The organism is Brevibacillus dissolubilis (assembly GCF_006170445.1).
Lineage (GTDB): Bacteria > Bacillota > Bacilli > Brevibacillales > Brevibacillaceae > Brevibacillus_B > Brevibacillus_B dissolubilis.
The window spans coordinates 206,698-222,541 of the sequence record NZ_VCNA01000005.1 but is presented as its reverse complement, the minus strand read 5'-3'; the positions used below and the strand labels follow the sequence as shown (position 1 = coordinate 222,541).

The window sequence follows — 15,844 nt, the reverse complement described above, 5'->3', positions numbered from 1 at the left end:
AGGAGAGGGCAGACGGTACTTGCTTGGTTGGACGATGCTTTGCGGTTGTTGTGACTGACAAAGAATCATACGGGAATGAAAAACGGCAAAAAGCCGGGGCTTCTGCACAGGGATGGCGGCAGAATCTCCGGCTTTTTGTGGTTGTAGGATGATCTTCCCTCCGTCCAATCCGTACCGCCCGCGCCTTGTTGTACATACGATAGTAGGGAACAGCGCAAGGAGGTTGACGGCCAGATGACGACGCTGTATATCACCAAACGAGCGTGGAAACAGATTGAGGATGCCGTCCAAAGCGCCCAGCATGTTGAGACAGGCGGGGCTTTGATGGGCTTTCAGATGGACAATGGCGAATGGATCATCGCCTATGCGGGCACTCCAGGGCCCAATGCGATCCAGCACCCCAATGCGGTCTTGTTCGACGAGCGGCATATCAACAAAGTGGTGCGCAAAGTCAGAACACAGAGCGCAGGGCGGCTTCAGTACATCGGGGACTGGCACAGTCATACGATCCGTCGCCTGACTCCGAGCCGGGGTGATCGGATGACGATTTTTCAAAAGACCCTCAAGCGTAAGTACGCCTCTCTCTCCCCTGTCATGCTGATCGCGGGTCTCAATAAGCGCGGGCAGGTGCAGGCACGGGCGTTTATCTATGAGAAGTCGCTACTTGAGGTGAAGCAGATTGCTCTAATCGATCGGATAACGCGCGAACAGCTTTCCCGAAAACTTGGGTAGCCTGGTGGGTCCCATACGTGGGCAGATTCTCCACCACCACCGCGATGGCAAAACGCGGCTCATTGGCTGGGGCAAACCCGGCGAACCAATGATGCGTGCGAGCCTCCCCCTTGATGGTGACTTCGGCGGTGCCGCTTTTCCCGGCGACTGGCATCGGCAGATCACGAAGCGCTGTACCTGTGCCTGAATTCACTACTTCCTGAAGCATCCGGGTCAGCTTGCGGGTCGTCACGGGGTCAATGCTGCTCTTCTCATCGATCTTGGGGGAAAAGTGATGGAAGTTGATCCCGTTCTTGTAGGTGATGTCTGAGACGAGACGCACCTGCCCCTGCTTGCCGCCGCGGGCGATGGTCGCCATCATGTTGGCAGCCTGCAGCGGGGTCATCCGCACATCCCGCTGACCAATCGCGGTCTGAATCAGCACGCCCTCATCATGATGAGAGACCTCCGGACTGAAGACGTTGCCTTTTTCCTCTCCATCGATCTGGCGGAAATTCTGGATCTTGTACAGATACGGCGCAGACCAACCGGCTGGTGCTGTGATGCCAAGCTTTTTGGCGTACTCCTCTACCTTGGGACCGCCGACCCGCTTGGCGATCTCGGCAAAGCTGATATTACACGACTGGGCAAAGGCTTCTTGCATCGTCAAGTGGCCGTGCCCTTCTTTTTTCCAGCAAGAAAAACCGTACTTGCCGTATTCGCCTTCGCAGAGGAACTCGTCGGTCGGGGAGACTACCCCTTCGGCCAAAGCGGCGGCAGCGACCACGGTTTTAAAAATCGAACCCGGCGGCAGCTGCTTGACCGCGTGATTCTGCCAGTTGTCTTTATTCACGTTGACATGGCTCGGATCATAGCTGGGGCGGCTCACCATCGACAGCACATCACCCGATTGGATGTCGAGGATGACGATAGAGCCTTCGCGCATGCCGTAATCATCGGCGACCTGCTCCATATCCCGCTGCAATTCACGGTTAAGTGTGGTGACGATCGACAGCGGGTAGAAGCTGTTTTGGTTATACGTATAACGGACATCCAGCCCGCGCAGTGGGACACCCCGACCATCCACGTAATAGGACAAGCTGGACGGCGGCTCCACCCCTTGGAGAAAACGGTCAAAGGTCCGCTCCACGCCAGATGCGCCCAAGAGGCTGTCCTCTGTCATTTTGCCTGTCTCGTATTCGAACTGGTACTCGGATTTGACCAAGTCCGGATTCTGGCTTAGATAGCCGATGACGTGCTTGGCGACAGCGTCCTGCCGATAGCGGTCGGTGACAGCCAGTGCCATGATTCCGGGGATCTTGAGCTTGTTGATATCCTCTGCCTGCCGATCGGTCAGTTCGATGATGTTGTTGTGTTCGTCGCGCAGAGCGGCTGGGCTTTTGCCTGTCATCACCACCTGCTGAATCCGCTCCTTCGGCTGGTTGATGATATCAGCCACCTTCGCAAGCGCCTCCGTCCCTTCCAGACTGCCGCGCGCCAGCGGGAAAATGATCAGGCCCTTCTGCTCCTGCCCTGTAAACGATGCCCCGTTCCGGTCAAGGATATCACCGCGTCCGATGTTGAGGATGATGGTCTGTTGACGCTGCTTGACCGCTGCTTTGACAAGATTCACCTGATGCGGGGAAAAACGGTGCGGCGATCCCAACTGAATCCACCACAGCCTTCCCAACAGACCCATCCAGACAAGGGTCATCACCAGTAAAATCACAAAACTGCGCCGCTTGGCGGTCATCATCAATTTCATCAAGACACCCCTCTTACCCCTTTTCCATCCAGTATCGCCAAGGGTTCGCCTGCGAAAACGAAATTTGTCGATAAAACCCGCCCAAAAACATTTGTAACAATCTTGCAATTAAAGAAGCATATGATAATATATTAATAGTTTACAATTTACGGAAAACTTACATAATTTAACTCACTGTATTTTCATTGTTCCGTTCGTTGTGGACAAGTTGAAAGGAAAACGATCATATGGGAGGTAGACAAGTATGTCTATGAAGAACAAGGCATTAAGTCTCTCTGTAGCAATGGGTATGATGGCAGGCGCAGGCATCGCGTACGCTGCTCCACTCAGCGGCTCTGCCGCATTTTTTGGCGGTGGTCTTTCCGCTACGGAAGTCAGCAGCATGTCTTACTATCAAGACGCGAGCGTAGGCAACCTCGGCTACGGTACATTCGCCTCTGACGCAAAAGCCGACTACGATGGAATCTCCAGTGCCAACATCGGCTACACCAGCGCTGGCTCCGATCCTATGATTCGCGCCTTCGCAGGTAACTATGGTCTTGACTTCGCCGGCATCATCGATCCATTCAAACGCGGCGGCACTTCCTATGTATCCGCTGGAGTGAACGAAGGCTGGGACATGGTCCAAATCCGTCTCAACGACTACTACATGGATTACTATGGCTACTCCACCGCCAACCGTCATAAAACCACTGTGCATGAGTTCGGTCACTCTCTCGGTCTGATGCACCAAGACTCTGCAACCGACTCTGTCATGAAGCAAGGCTTGTACACCTATACCAACCCAACCAGCCTCGACATCAGCAATCTGCAGTGGAAATACTAATTTGAAAAAGTAACGGAGGGGTCAACCTATGAAAAAATATCTGGCAGTTGCCTTTGCTGCGACCGTTCTTTCTTTTGCAGGTGTGAGCGCCGTACAAACTTATACCGCGAGCGCTGATCTCACAGTTTCTTCCGTTGAAGCTGACTACGTGGTGTTCAACTCTCTTGAAGAAATGGAAAAATACGCGCCAATCGTCGTCGAAGCGAAGTTCAACGGCAAGCGCGGCCTGAAAGAATGGAAGGTCGGCGAAAGCGTACAAAAAGCGTCCGAAACCTTCGTCGAAATTAAAAAAGTACACAAGGGTGACGTGAAAAAAGGACAAACCCTGAACGTATATGAGCCGGCTTTCACCGGTGATGGTCTGTATCAAGCGATCGAAGGCTACAACCTGATGGATGAAAAAGGCAAATACGTGCTGTTCCTGCGTCCAGACATGAATGGCGAGGGCTATGTGCTGGTTGGGATGTACCAAGGCAAGCATGACCTCAACATCACCGAGGCTGCGACTCAAGTGAATGCTCACTCCTTCAGTGAGCTGGAAGGCAAGGAGTACTTCGGTGACATGGCTGGTCAGTTTAACAAGCTGAAAGGCGAAGTTGTGGCGAAATACGGGAAATAAGTTATGGTTGATTGATGAAAAGGATCGGGGCGTTGGCTCCGGTCTTTTTTTATTTTTATCCCGTAGGGAGTGGGTGTGGATGCGGGGAGAACGGGCGGCTGGCAAGCTGCTTGGCTTGTTTGAACACTGCGTGGAAGTAGGGGATGTCCGCTGCGGAAAAAGAGCCTCGCCTCTTGCCAGCCGCCCGCTCTCCCACCAGCTTTTGGTGATGATCAAATGAAAAAAGATGAAAAGACAACGAAGAAGCCTGTCCCGTGCTTTTAGCACAATCGGACAGGCTCTTCTTTATTTCCTACCGTTCTTCTTCACATCTGTGTCATTCCCACCCGCGGCAGGTCTGCGCTCCAAATACATCAAATACCGTACCAGCGCATCCTGCTCCGCTTTGGTAAACCCTGCCTTCTCATCTACCCAGAACTCATGCCCTTGCCCGGTCACATGGACGTAGCGCAGGTCCGGATCTGCTTGGTTGGAGGCGATCACCTTGGTACGGAGGTCGCGGTCGACCATGGCGCGGAGGCTGTTGGCGGGGTCGACGGGGATGTTTTTGTTGACGGTGTTGGCAACACCAAGCTGGGTGTTGATATCTTTGCCTACGGCGACACCTGAGTCATGCAGGTACGGAGCGCTGACGGCGAGGCCGATTAAGCCTTTGACTTTGTAGCCTCCGGGGGAATTGCCCTGAGCATAGGCGAGCTTCACCTGCTCGGGATCGATGAAGTCGCTCGGAACCTTGACAGTCTTTGCGTCCTGCGGGATCGGCACAGGAGTGTCCAGTGTGTAAAACATGGCCGGGCCGAAGACTTTTTCCGTCTTCTTAAAGGCAGAGGCGCGGCTTGGCTCGGTCTTGATCACATTGGCTGGGATAATCCGGTTGTTGGTGTAGGCTTCCCCGGCATGGCACTTGATACAGCCGGCACGGGTGAAGACGTCCTCTCCTAGAGGCTCTGCCGCTATCTTGGTGGCAGGCTTTGGCGGAACGAGTGAATTCTGCCAAGCGGATAACGCATTGACCTGCTCCCCTAGCTTGTAGCCTGGAGAGCTGAGAAACATCGTATCTGGCGCCATGAGCGTAACCTTGGGAAAGTTGGGCGGTTCGATGACTTCATTCATCCCAAGAACGCCTGGAGTCGGATCTACTCGCTGAAAAAACTTGCTTGGCTGCTCGCCGCTCTTCGGATCGTAGCGGTACTTCGGATTTGCCGCATTTTGCAGGATGATTCCCATATAGACTTCTTTGTCGAGGTTAAACAGCTGTTGGCTGACCTCGGCCTGCACGAGTGTATCTGAGTTTTGAGAGTGTACATTGTTATTGAGCACACTTAATCCTTTGAACGGTCCTGCCATGGCGAAGCCGCTCCAGCCGTAGGGATGCCCTCCTTTGGTGAAGGAATCTGGGTTGGAAGTCGGGTTTGATTTGAGATCGGTAGACGAGTCAAACGTACCGCGTGGCCACTTCACGAATACATCGTCGACCGCCTGCTCCAGCTTTTTCGGGTCTGGCAGGTAGGCCGTCTGACCTTCCGTGGTCGTGACCGGACGCAGCTTATCCATATAGGCGCGGAGATTCCCAAGATCCGTATGCGTAAAATAAGACGCGGAGTTGGTACCCAGTGCAAGAAGCATCCCTGCGTTGAGATCGTCATTGGGAGCACCCTCGATGACCATCCCTGTTTCCCGATCGACTGTGGCATGGCAGGCGGCACAGGTGATCCCCGCTTTCGGACGCCCATCTTCTAAGCTGATCGGCATCCCCAGCGGCATCATCGCGCCCTTGGGCACATCGAGGCCCGTATCGATCTTTTCGCCTTTTTTATAGGTTTTGCCGCCAGCCGTGAAATCCTCTGCCAGCTCCACCCGCAGATTGGTCGTTCCTTGTCCCTTCAGCTCCATGATTGCCTTGGTAAGATTGGTGATTTGCAGTGGACCGTCGATCACTCCCATGACATCGGTGAGGAAATCCTCATTGTTGAACGTCTCTTCATAAAAGGTGGTTCGTCCCAACTGGAGCAGCTCAGGCGTGATTGCAATCGCCCCATTTTCGCTGGAGAGCATGCGCCTGCCCTGCTCGGTAGCTTGAAGCTTCATCGCCTGAGCCGGGCTGATCGTGTGCCCCCAGACATCGTACGCTTGCTCACGGGCGAGCGTGGTCGTACCCGTCTTTACCTTATTTATCGATGGTGTATAACCGTATTGCATATCAATATCATCCCAATAGATAAATCCAACTGCTGCTATCGCTATCACTACCATGCCAAACAGGCCGAACCGTCGCATCACGGCTCCTCCTTTCCGTCTCATCACTTTCACAATCGACACGTAAAGACATCTGTTGCTTAGTATGAGATAGGACAGGAGGGTTTATCCAAATCAGGATGCAAAAAAACCGACGCTCCCGCTGTGGGAAATACGTCGGTTCATTTGATCACTGCCGATAGGAAGCAGGATTAGCGGTTCTTCTTTTCACCCAAAATACGCTGAATCTTGGTTGCCAGCAGGTCGAGCGCTACACGGTTGTAGCCGCCCTCTGGGATGATGACATCAGCATAACGCTTGGTCGGCTCGATGAATTGCAGGTGCATCGGACGGACGATGGAGAGGTATTGGTTCACCACGTCGTCAAGTGTACGGCCGCGCTCCTCGATGTCGCGCTGAATACGGCGGACAATGCGGACATCGGCGTCTGTATCGACGAACACCTTGATATCCATCAGCTCACGGATACGAGGGTCTTCGAGGATCAGCATGCCTTCGAGAATGATGACATCCTTAGATTCCACGATAATTTTATCGGATGAACGGTTGTGCATTTTGAAGTCGTACACCGGCTTTTCGATCGTCTGGCCGTTCAACAGGGCTTGCAGGTGATACAGAAGCAAGTCATTGTCAAAAGCAAAAGGATGATCGTAATTGGTGAGGACGCGCTCCTCCATGCTCAGGTGACTCTGATCTTTATAGTAGTTATCCTGTTCGATCATGATCACGCTTTGATCTTGAAATTCGCGATATAACTCGCGTGCTACAGTGGTTTTACCGGAACCGCTTCCCCCGGCTACCCCAATTAACACGGGGTGACCCATATTTAAATCTCCTTCCTCATCATGTCGAACGCCTTCACTGGACGAGCGACCTTGATCTTCACTAATGACATAGGATGGCGGGCAGCATCGAGTGGCTCGTCTGTGACGTGATGCCAGATCTGCTCCACTTTTTGTTGAAAGAATGTGTCTGGTCCGAAGAACTCGATATTGTCACCGATCTTGAAATGGTTACGCACTTGGAGTACGGCAATACCTGTCGCTTCGTCGTATTCCATCACGAGACCAGCGAAATCGTATGGAATCGGATGATCCGGCTCACCGAAAATCTGCTCTTCTGTGCTCGGACTTCCGTAGAAGAACCCGGTGGAGAGGGTACGAGGTGCGGATTTGTACACTTCGTCAATCCACTCTTGCTTCACCTTGAAGTTCTCTGGGTCTTCAAAATAGCTGTCGATCGCCATGCGGTACGCACGGGATACGGTTGCTACATAGTGGATGGATTTCATGCGGCCTTCGACTTTCAGGGAGTCAACGCCTGCTTCAATCATGTCTGCGATGTATGGGAGCATACTCAGGTCTTTTGGAGACATGGTGTATTGCTCGTCCCCTTCGCCAAACAGTGCTTTTCCTTCTTCGCCTGCTTTTTCCGCTGCTTCGAAGTCATAGCCATCCTCGAACAGATCGTATTTCCAGCGGCAGGACTGGGCACAGCCACCGCGGTTGGAGTCGCGCATCGCCATGTGGTTGGACAATACACAACGGCCGGAGTAAGCGATACACATCGCACCGTGGATGAACGCTTCAATCTCCACGTCCACTTTTTCCTTGATCTCGTAGATCTCACGCATGGATACTTCACGAGCCAGGACGACACGGGAGATGCCTTCGTCCTTCCAGAACTTCACGGAGCGCCAGTTGGTCGTGGAGGCCTGTGTGGACAGGTGAACCTCCAGATTAGGTGCTGCTTGCTTACAAGCCTGGATCAGAGCCGGGTCTGCGACGATCACGGCATCAATCCCTACGTTATACAGCTCTTGGAAAAATTCACGCATCCCGCCCAAATCTTCATTGTGCGCGATGATGTTGGCTGCGACGAAGACTTTGGCCCCACGCTCATGTGCGAACTGGACGCCTTCACGCATCTGATCATAGGAGAAGTTGTCCGCATTGGCACGCAGGCTGTACGCTTGACCGCCGATGTAGACGGCATCAGCGCCGTAACGGATAGCGAACTGCAGTTTTTCCAAGGAACCCGCTGGAGCAAGCAGCTCCGGTTTTCTTGTGATGATTTTCTTCTTGGCTTGATCCGGAATGATGATTGTGCTCATCTTTCTCACCTCATGCTTTCCAATCTATTATGAACGGACGAAAAACGAAACGGTTAGGTCATATATGGAATCGGTGGCTTATAGTAGAATCCTGTATTGAGCGGGCGGTTCTTCGGCTGGATCGCTTCGATCTCGGCAAGGAAATCCGCTGCCTTGTCATAATAAGCGTCCATGTCGCTCACACACAGATCGAGTGCCTCGCGGTAGATCTTGGTCACCGCGATGATGTACTCACTGGTGTGCAGAAGCCCCTCAATCTTGATGCTGTCGATATTGCCTGTGACAAAATCGGCAAGACCGTCAACCATGCAGATATCCTCAGCGCTGAAAATATGGGTGCCGTGTGCATCTTCATACACCGGATAGGTGATGTTGCGGCGCTTCTCTTCCTTGAGGAACATGCTGCGCTCCATCCCGGTATCCTCGGCTTCCATATCCTTGCCCTGATGACCGAAGTAAGCACTTACCAGATCGCGTCTTGATTGGAAAATACACGTCGCACCATGGACTTGTGCCTCAACTTCAATCTCCGTATTATCTCTGTTTTCGATGGTCTCGTCAATGGTCAATTCTCTGGCAAGAACGGCACGTTTTGCCCCTTTGGAAGCCCAATAATTGGCGGTGTCAAAGCTGGTGGAAAGCATCTCCATGCTCCAGTGCAGCTTCAAGCCCAGTGCCACGTCTTTTGCTGTCGCCAAGACAGAAGGATCACCGAATACGATCGCATCCGCACCCACCTGCTCCAAGTGTTTGAGATAATCGTCCAGTGCATCCAGCTCTTCATTATGTAACAACGAATTGACGTTGACATATACCTTCACGCCGCGCTCATGTGCCAGCTTGATCGTCTCATCAATCTGCTCCACAGTAAAATTGCCTGCATTGCGAAGACCGTAGCGCTCATCTCCGACAGAGAGTGCATCTGCGCCCGCTTCGATCAGCGGAATCACATCTTCAAAACGTCTTACGCTTACCAGCAGTTCCGGTTTTTTCACGGTCAAATCCTCCTCTCTTCTTTCTTCAAACTAATGGCCACGCCATCGCCAATCGGCACAATGGACGTATCCAGGTCAGGGTGTGACATGAGGTATTGATTAAATGCATGTATTTTTTCAACCATCGGCCTTTGGCGTTTGCCCGCATTCTCCGGCGATGTCACAAGTCCTCTGAACAACACATTGTCGCTGATGATCAGCCCGCCAGGCTTGACCAGCGGCAGATACAGCTCCAAGAACGTAAGATACTGCCCCTTGGCCGCATCGATAAACAGACAGTCGAACTGATATCCTGCAGGCAGACCTTTTGTCGCGTCCCCTTCGATCAGCTCAATCCGGTCAGCTACACCAGCCTCAGCAAAATTGGCATGGGCCCGGCGAATACGCTCCTCATCCATCTCCATCGTCACGATCGTCGCTTCTGGTGCCGCTTCTGCGAACCAGATCGTCGAATAACCGATCGCGGTGCCGACCTCCAGAATCGACTTCGGCTTGTGCATCAGCACCAATGCACGCAAAAACTGCGCAGACGGCAGTTGGATGATCGGGATGCCTTCTTCGGCCGCTTCCTTCTCCAGACGCGCGAGCAGGGGTGAACGGTCAGGCACCAAGCCGCACAGATACGTATCAATCTCAGGATTGGTAATCATGCCTTCATTCACCCCCTTCTTTTCGACAATAACCGTTCTATTATACCATATTTCGACGATGTGAACAGATCATTTTACCAGTTACCGCGACTTTTGGCATCGTTCTTCTGATGCTCGGCAAATGTTCTGGCAAACAGATGCTCAGACGAACCATCCTTTTTGGTCACGAAAAAGAAGTACTCATGCTCAGCCGGCAGTGCGACGGCCTGCAGGGATGTGCGCCCCGGTGAGGCGATTGGCCCCGGCGGCAGACCAGGATTGATGTAGGTGTTGTACGGGTTGTTGATTTTGAGATCCTCAAATGTGATCCGGTCGCGCTGCTTGCCCAAGACGAACTGAACCGTCGCACAGGATTGCAGCATCCAGTTGTCGCGGATGCGGTTCATGAAGACACCGGCAACAATCGGGCGCTCCTCATCCACTACGACTTCGCGCTCGACGATGGACGCAAGGATCACCGCATCGTCTAAGGACATGTTGCGCGCTTGGAGCTGTGCGGCCAGTTCTGCGGTTTCTTTTTCAAACTGGCTGAGCATCTTTGCGATAATCTCATGCTCGGTTGCCCCTTTGCGGACCTCGTAGGTCTCTGGGAAGAGATAGCCCTCTAGTCTGTATTGTCGCCCGTTATTGGCCGGGATAGACGAGACGAATGGGAATTCAGAGAAGTTCCCTTCATTTACTTCCTTTAGAAACGTTTCCTTGTCAACCAGACCCTTGCTTGCGAGACGCTCAGCGATCTGCTTGACGTTGTAGCCCTCTGGGATCGTGAAGCGGAGCGCCTCACTGGTAGCGTTACCATTTACAAGCGTACGTACCACTTCATCGAGGGGCTGACCACCGCTTAGCTGGTACTCCCCTGCTTTCAACTGGTTGCTCTTGCCCTCCCACTTCGTATAGTAGGCAAAAAGGGCCGCATTTTTGATAATTCCCTCGTTGTGCAAGATTTCACCGATACTGCGGACACTGGTGCCAGGTGGGATCGTAATCGTCTTGGTCTGTGCGTTCTCGGCAGATTGGGCTGGCTGAAGCTCTGAATATAGATAGAATCCCGCAGCTGCCCCGCCGAGCAGGATCAACAGCAGAAAGCTGAAAAAGACACGAAAAATAAGGCGGGCCGTCTGGGTTCCCCGTTTCTTCTGCTTTGTCTGTTTCAATTTGGTTCCTCCTCATTTAACATCGCCCTTAATTATACAAAATCACGCATACAGTTGCACGGGGGCAAGCGCAAAAAAAGCAGACTTGCCGCGAAAAATGCGGTCTGAGTCTGCTTTCCCCGATGTGCTAGGACATTCTCGGTCCTTCTGGCACTTGATGCGTATAGGTGAAGATGATCTTGAACGCCCGGTCGATATAGCCATACAGCCCCTTCTCCCGATCAATCAGCACATGAGCCACACCATAGTGAAAGGAGGTGGCATCGTAATAGGTGGGTGCCTTGATGACCTGCTTGCGTGGATTGATATAGCCTATCAGATTGTTGGCCGGATAAGGTCTTGCCCCCTCATGATACCAAGTCGGGTCCAGTTCATAATAGGCAAGGGGTCTTGCTGTTTGCAACGGTACGGTGTATTCCCCCTTCAAATTAATGACACCGCCTTTGCCGTCTACGGTGACAGGAGCCTGACCGTTTCGGAAGGAGAGCGCGGAGTCGAACGTCTTGCCGAAGACATTTTCTCCTTTTTGGTTGATAAAATAAATCTCTGTCAACAGCGGCCCGTTTGGCTCTTGATGCTGTCTGGTTACGACGGCGAGTCCTTGTGAGAATGGCTGTGGCTGTTCGGCAAAGCTCGGAGGAATTACCCATTTTCCCTCCTTATCTACATACCCCCACAAGTATGGTTGCTCAGAATCCTTAGATGCCTGTGCAGCTGCAAGCCCTTCGGAAAAGTTGCCCATCGCAATAAACGGGGTGTCAATCAAGGTCGCTTTGCCTGTGCGGTCAATGAACTCCCATTTGCCGTCAATCCGCTTGGCGATTCCGAGACCATCGGAGAAGGTCTGCATGGTGTCATAGGTACCTGAGAGAATCTCCTTGCCTGTCTGGTCGATATAGCCCTTCAGATCTCCACGCTGAAACATCCCGACTCCCTCATTGAACTCCGTGATATACCGATAGTGAGCCGATGTATAGAACTCCCCTTTGGCATTCATCAAGCCGATCAGATCCGTATTGGTCAGAGCATTTCCTTGTCCGCCTGCTTTTTCCCATGCTTCGGGCGATATGGCCGCAGCGATTCCACGGTAAAATCCGAAGCCGGATGGAATGCTTGGTGGCATCAAGTCTTTGCCTGTCTCATCACGGTACCCGTAGAGATGATTCTCGTCGTGATAGACAAGGCGCGGTGGTGCAGGAATGATGCCAAGCGGCGCGGATGGCTTCGGCATGTAGATCGACAGAGTCTTCGTCTCTGCGTTCCATATCGTCTCGTTGCTACCTGCAATGGCGAGTGGCTGATCGATTGAATGCACCGGAACCATCACTTCTCCGTCCACGATCAGCGGGGTAGGACGCGGGTTCAACCGTTGCTCTGCCACCTCCTGCCCGCTGCGGATGCCATAGATTGTGCCAAAATCGATCTCCATGTATTGTCTCACCGGGTCCCAGCGGTAGCTGAGCGGGTCGTTGGCGCCTGTGAACAACTGCTTGTTAGCGGTATCAAAAAGGGAGCTGACAGGTATGTAGACGACTTGATTGCGGATCATCGCAGGTGTGGCCAGTGATACAGAGATGCCACCTGCAGTCAGGTCGCGTGCATCGTGATAATCCTTCAGCACAACCTTGATCGTCGGGTCACTCCCCTCTTTGGTAAAGGCAACCGTACGATTGACCATCGCGACCGCCTCCGCTCGGGTTGCTTGCCGCTCGGGTGCGATGGTCTTATTCGGAAAGCCCTTGAGCACTCCTGCTTGAGTCGCCTCGCGGACATACCCGTTGAGCCATGTCGGGATTTGATTGGCATCGGCAAAAGCGAGCGCTTCTTTTTCATAATAGACAGCCGGATAGATAAGTCCCATCGCCCGGACGGTCATGACTGCGATCTCACGGCGGGTAATCGGTTTCGCCGGATCAAAATGACGGGTCGTGTAATCGGCTGGCACGACCAGTCCAAAAGCAAGTGACGGTTCATACCATCCCAAGCGGTTCAGCCAATGTGCGTCCATATCGGTCAGCTTCGGAGCCTGTTTGATCGCGTCTGCGGCAGCCGCACGATACAGCTCGGATGCGATACTGTCCGGAGTAAGCTTGATCGCACCCGCAAGCATCTTGACGAATTCGGCACGTGTCACCTGCTTGTCAGGACGGAATGTGCCATCTGGATAGCCCGTGACCCAGCCTTGACCGACCGCTGCCGTGACTTCGTCTTTGGACCAGTGGCTGGTGAGATCGGAAAAGCGGGTGGCAGCGATACGGGCAAGCCCATCTCCACGTCGTTCCTTCGTATCTTGCTGCCCATTCATTCCGAGCACCTGCGCCTTACCATCATTTCCTGGGGAATTTTCCCCTTGAGTGACTGGACTTTGATTCCGTTCGAGACCTAACGCAACATCAGGTCGTATCAAGCGCGGTGCACCTGGGGGACGTGCTGGGGCGGCATTCTCCCCGCGTTCTGGTTGCATATCCGGGTCTGCTGGTTGTCGGTCCGGTGCGGCATTCTCCACAGATGCCGTCTGCTGATTCAGGGCGGGTCTCTCCCCACGTGCCGTCTGCAGAACCCCCACAGTATGCTGATTGATCCCCGCTATCTATGCCGTTCTGTAGTCAGCCGCACCTTGCTGGCTCTGATTGGACGTACTGCATCCCGTCAGCAAAGTGACGGCGAGAAGCAGAGTCATGGTGTTGCGCCAGAATGTCATGAAAAGACCTCCTTCTGCCAGATTGGATGGTTTTTCTTTTTACTTAGGCGAAACTGTTTTGCTCATTTTTCACCATGACCCATCGTTTTATGTAGCAGAAAAAGGAAAATCCACCGAAATGAGTACGGTGGATTGAGATTTTTGTTTACTTTTTTTGAACTTGTTTCAGTTGTTCTTGTACAATCGCTTCCATTCGTGGTGTCGTGAAGTTCCCCGGATTCATCGCATGTTCATCCAGCCAGATCACACGAACGAAGGAACTGCCGTCTTTTAGGTGAAAACGCAGAAACACTTGCTTCCCGTCCAATCCGTCCCCATACACTTTGTCAAAGCCGACATAAGGCTGGGCCAGATATTCACGGACGAACTCTTCGGTGGCTTGAGGGGTGAAATCCGCCAGATAGGAGCCATCCTCCTCACTGCGGATGGAGATGCCTGACACCTTGCCTTCGATGTCATAGAGGTCTGCGACGGTTTTGGCCTGTGGATTGGTGTTCACCTGATAGACCCGGCCATTGGCGAGGATGCGGAAGCTTGGGTCGTAGCCTTGCAGTTCGTACAGCTCGGTTCCAACAGGCAGAAAGGCAGCGTCTCCATTTTTCATCTGGTGGTCAGAACAGGCATTATCAGCCATTTTGTAAGTGACCGTACCCAGCTTTTTGCCTTTCATAAGCGGCATCTTGCCCATCTCTTCATCACTTAGACCGGAGTACCGGATATCGTTGATCATGACCATATCTACCCAGTCGATAATGGCATCGGGACATTTCCGCTCCACAGCCAAGGGTGTCGACACCGATGCGCCCGACGATGCAATCAACGGTGGGAAAAGGGCCGAGCAGATCAACAGGACTTTGAACAGTTCCATTGGATAACACCTACTTTTTTAACAGTTAGGGAGAAGTTGCTTCTTTGACGAACCATATGTTGGAAATGTTTCACAAAAAAAGAGAGGAGACCCATGTCTCCTCTCTTTTTTCATATGACTTCGTGGCTTACACGCCTTCTTGATCCATCTCGTTCATCAGGACTTCGAAAGTCGCTTCAACCGCTTCCCATTCAGCGTCGTCTTCGATTGGTTCGAGGACGTCTTTGCCTTCGTAGCGGAGGAAGTGTACTTCGTATTCCTCTTCGTCCTCTTGGTCTACCGGTACAAGCACGAGATAGCTCTTGTCTTCTACCTCAAGAATGTACATGATGCGGAAGTCGCGGGATTGATCTTCGTCTTCTCCCTCTTCCACCAGGGCGATTACGTCGCCCACTTCATAATCGGTCTCGCCTTGGAAATCGTCCATTACCAAATCGTCGCTCATCAGTGGTCACCTCGATTGGGAGTCCAGATATCCTTGCAGGATCAGGACTGCCGCCATTTTATCTATTACTTTTTTGCGTTTTTGCCGGCTTACGTCAGCGGAGATCAGCATACGCTCAGCAGCCATGGTGGTCAGACGCTCATCCCACATGTGGACAGGCAGGTCAAAACGTGCTCCCACCTCGTTGCCAAATGCGGTGCAGTACTCCCCTTTTGGGCCGAGTGTGCCGTTCATATTCTTGGGCAAGCCGACGACAATAGATTTTACCTCATGCTGGGCGATCAATTCACCCAGACGCGCAAAATCTTTTTCCTTGGAATCGCGGCGGATGGTCTCGACGCCCTGAGCTGTCCAGCCCATGGCATCGCTGACCGCCACCCCGATCGTCCGTTCACCGACATCTAATCCCATAATCCGCATAAAAACTCTCCCAGCTTAGGAACGGTTCGTAGCCAAATAGCCCTTGACCATCTCTTCGATGATCTTATCCCGTTCGATTTTTCCGATCAGACTGCGTGCATTGTTGTGGCGAGGGATGAAGGCTGGATCACCGGATAAAAGATAGCCGACGATCTGCGTGATCGGATTGTAGCCTTTTTCTTGCAGGGATGTGTATACGACGCTGAGCGTCTCCTTAACCTCTGCCTCACTTGTCTCTTTAGGGACCGTAAATTTCACGGTATTATCCATGGACATGACCAACACCTCGCTTGTGGAACTCTTTTCCAGTTCTATTCGACT

General features: G+C 52.6%; 16 protein-coding genes. 4 read left to right on the top strand and 12 right to left on the bottom strand.

The window, feature by feature from the left end:
- Positions 1-234 precede the first annotated feature (234 nt).
- A complete protein-coding gene (locus FGI41_RS11980) occupies positions 235-732 on the top strand; it encodes a Mov34/MPN/PAD-1 family protein (protein WP_139490378.1) in 498 nt (165 codons plus the stop codon).
- Here FGI41_RS11980 and FGI41_RS11975 read toward each other — a convergent pair.
- The gene (locus FGI41_RS11975; protein ID WP_139490377.1) at positions 644-2,476 is read right to left on the bottom strand and encodes a peptidoglycan D,D-transpeptidase FtsI family protein; all 1,833 of its coding nucleotides are present in this window, start codon (positions 2,474-2,476) and stop codon (positions 644-646) included. The two genes, FGI41_RS11980 and FGI41_RS11975, sit on opposite strands and share 89 nt — an antisense overlap.
- A 244-nt stretch (positions 2,477-2,720) precedes the next feature.
- Here FGI41_RS11975 and FGI41_RS11970 point away from each other — a divergent pair, with 244 nt between their 5' ends.
- From FGI41_RS11970 to FGI41_RS24960, 3 genes are all read left to right on the top strand, one after another.
- Positions 2,721-3,302, top strand: a complete 582-nt coding sequence (locus tag FGI41_RS11970; RefSeq protein WP_139490376.1) for a matrixin family metalloprotease — start codon at positions 2,721-2,723, stop codon at positions 3,300-3,302.
- Positions 3,303-3,330: 28 nt separating this feature from the next.
- Positions 3,331-3,921, top strand: coding sequence for a hypothetical protein (locus FGI41_RS11965; RefSeq protein WP_139490375.1), 591 nt, complete (start codon positions 3,331-3,333; stop codon positions 3,919-3,921).
- A 79-nt stretch (positions 3,922-4,000) separates the two neighbouring features.
- Positions 4,001-4,141, top strand: a complete 141-nt coding sequence (locus tag FGI41_RS24960) for a hypothetical protein (protein ID WP_176560248.1) — start codon at positions 4,001-4,003, stop codon at positions 4,139-4,141.
- 65 nt (positions 4,142-4,206) lie between these two features.
- Here the strand turns inward: FGI41_RS24960 and FGI41_RS11960 are convergent, their stop codons facing one another.
- The 11 genes from FGI41_RS11960 to FGI41_RS11910 all read right to left on the bottom strand — a co-directional run bounded on the left by FGI41_RS11960 (position 4,207) and on the right by FGI41_RS11910 (position 15,799).
- Positions 4,207-6,198, bottom strand: coding sequence for an electron transport protein (locus tag FGI41_RS11960; RefSeq protein ID WP_139490374.1), 1,992 nt, complete (start codon positions 6,196-6,198; stop codon positions 4,207-4,209).
- A gap of 170 nt (positions 6,199-6,368) precedes the next feature.
- A complete protein-coding gene (gene udk / locus FGI41_RS11955; protein ID WP_139490373.1) occupies positions 6,369-7,001 on the bottom strand; it encodes a uridine kinase in 633 nt (210 codons plus the stop codon).
- Positions 7,002-7,003: 2 nt separating this feature from the next.
- Entirely contained in the window at positions 7,004-8,290 is a 1,287-nt protein-coding gene (locus FGI41_RS11950) for a peptidase U32 family protein (RefSeq protein WP_139490372.1), read from the bottom strand.
- 53 nt (positions 8,291-8,343) lie between these two features.
- Positions 8,344-9,285: a peptidase U32 family protein gene (locus FGI41_RS11945; RefSeq protein WP_139490371.1), complete on the bottom strand. Its 942-nt coding sequence runs from the start codon at positions 9,283-9,285 to the stop codon at positions 8,344-8,346.
- Between the two features lie 2 nt (positions 9,286-9,287).
- Entirely contained in the window at positions 9,288-9,935 is a 648-nt protein-coding gene (locus FGI41_RS11940) for an O-methyltransferase (RefSeq protein ID WP_139490370.1), read from the bottom strand.
- Between the two features lie 74 nt (positions 9,936-10,009).
- The gene (gene mltG / locus FGI41_RS11935) at positions 10,010-11,089 is read right to left on the bottom strand and encodes an endolytic transglycosylase MltG (protein WP_139490369.1); all 1,080 of its coding nucleotides are present in this window, start codon (positions 11,087-11,089) and stop codon (positions 10,010-10,012) included.
- A gap of 127 nt (positions 11,090-11,216) precedes the next feature.
- Positions 11,217-13,655: a WG repeat-containing protein gene (locus tag FGI41_RS11930; protein ID WP_139490368.1), complete on the bottom strand. Its 2,439-nt coding sequence runs from the start codon at positions 13,653-13,655 to the stop codon at positions 11,217-11,219.
- A gap of 280 nt (positions 13,656-13,935) precedes the next feature.
- Complete coding sequence (locus FGI41_RS11925; RefSeq protein WP_139490367.1) at positions 13,936-14,658, bottom strand: hypothetical protein; 723 nt, start codon at positions 14,656-14,658, stop codon at positions 13,936-13,938.
- A 127-nt stretch (positions 14,659-14,785) separates the two neighbouring features.
- Positions 14,786-15,103: a DUF1292 domain-containing protein gene (locus FGI41_RS11920; RefSeq protein ID WP_139490366.1), complete on the bottom strand. Its 318-nt coding sequence runs from the start codon at positions 15,101-15,103 to the stop codon at positions 14,786-14,788.
- Positions 15,104-15,109: 6 nt separating this feature from the next.
- On the bottom strand, positions 15,110-15,523 hold the full coding sequence (gene ruvX / locus FGI41_RS11915) for a Holliday junction resolvase RuvX (RefSeq protein WP_139490365.1): 414 nt from the start codon (positions 15,521-15,523) through the stop codon (positions 15,110-15,112).
- A 15-nt stretch (positions 15,524-15,538) separates the two neighbouring features.
- Positions 15,539-15,799 carry an IreB family regulatory phosphoprotein gene (locus FGI41_RS11910; RefSeq protein ID WP_139490364.1) on the bottom strand — a complete coding sequence of 87 codons (261 nt, stop codon included), beginning with the start codon at positions 15,797-15,799 and terminating at the stop codon, positions 15,539-15,541.
- Between the last annotated feature and the right edge of the window lie 45 nt (positions 15,800-15,844).

What these genes read in the sequence shown, in the direction of transcription:
- FGI41_RS11980 (WP_139490378.1), top strand. Translation starts at nt 235, where the DNA reads ATGACGACGCTGTATATCACCAAACGAGCGTGGAAACAGATTGAGGAT.
- FGI41_RS11975 (WP_139490377.1), bottom strand. Translation starts at nt 2,476, where the DNA reads ATGAAATTGATGATGACCGCCAAGCGGCGCAGTTTTGTGATTTTACTG.
- FGI41_RS11970 (WP_139490376.1), top strand. Translation starts at nt 2,721, where the DNA reads ATGTCTATGAAGAACAAGGCATTAAGTCTCTCTGTAGCAATGGGTATG.
- FGI41_RS11965 (WP_139490375.1), top strand. Translation starts at nt 3,331, where the DNA reads ATGAAAAAATATCTGGCAGTTGCCTTTGCTGCGACCGTTCTTTCTTTT.
- FGI41_RS24960 (WP_176560248.1), top strand. Translation starts at nt 4,001, where the DNA reads ATGCGGGGAGAACGGGCGGCTGGCAAGCTGCTTGGCTTGTTTGAACAC.
- FGI41_RS11960 (WP_139490374.1), bottom strand. Translation starts at nt 6,198, where the DNA reads ATGCGACGGTTCGGCCTGTTTGGCATGGTAGTGATAGCGATAGCAGCA.
- udk (WP_139490373.1), bottom strand. Translation starts at nt 7,001, where the DNA reads ATGGGTCACCCCGTGTTAATTGGGGTAGCCGGGGGAAGCGGTTCCGGT.
- FGI41_RS11950 (WP_139490372.1), bottom strand. Translation starts at nt 8,290, where the DNA reads ATGAGCACAATCATCATTCCGGATCAAGCCAAGAAGAAAATCATCACA.
- FGI41_RS11940 (WP_139490370.1), bottom strand. Translation starts at nt 9,935, where the DNA reads ATGATTACCAATCCTGAGATTGATACGTATCTGTGCGGCTTGGTGCCT.
- FGI41_RS11925 (WP_139490367.1), bottom strand. Translation starts at nt 14,658, where the DNA reads ATGGAACTGTTCAAAGTCCTGTTGATCTGCTCGGCCCTTTTCCCACCG.
- FGI41_RS11920 (WP_139490366.1), bottom strand. Translation starts at nt 15,103, where the DNA reads ATGAGCGACGATTTGGTAATGGACGATTTCCAAGGCGAGACCGATTAT.
- ruvX (WP_139490365.1), bottom strand. Translation starts at nt 15,523, where the DNA reads ATGCGGATTATGGGATTAGATGTCGGTGAACGGACGATCGGGGTGGCG.
- FGI41_RS11910 (WP_139490364.1), bottom strand. Translation starts at nt 15,799, where the DNA reads ATGTCCATGGATAATACCGTGAAATTTACGGTCCCTAAAGAGACAAGT.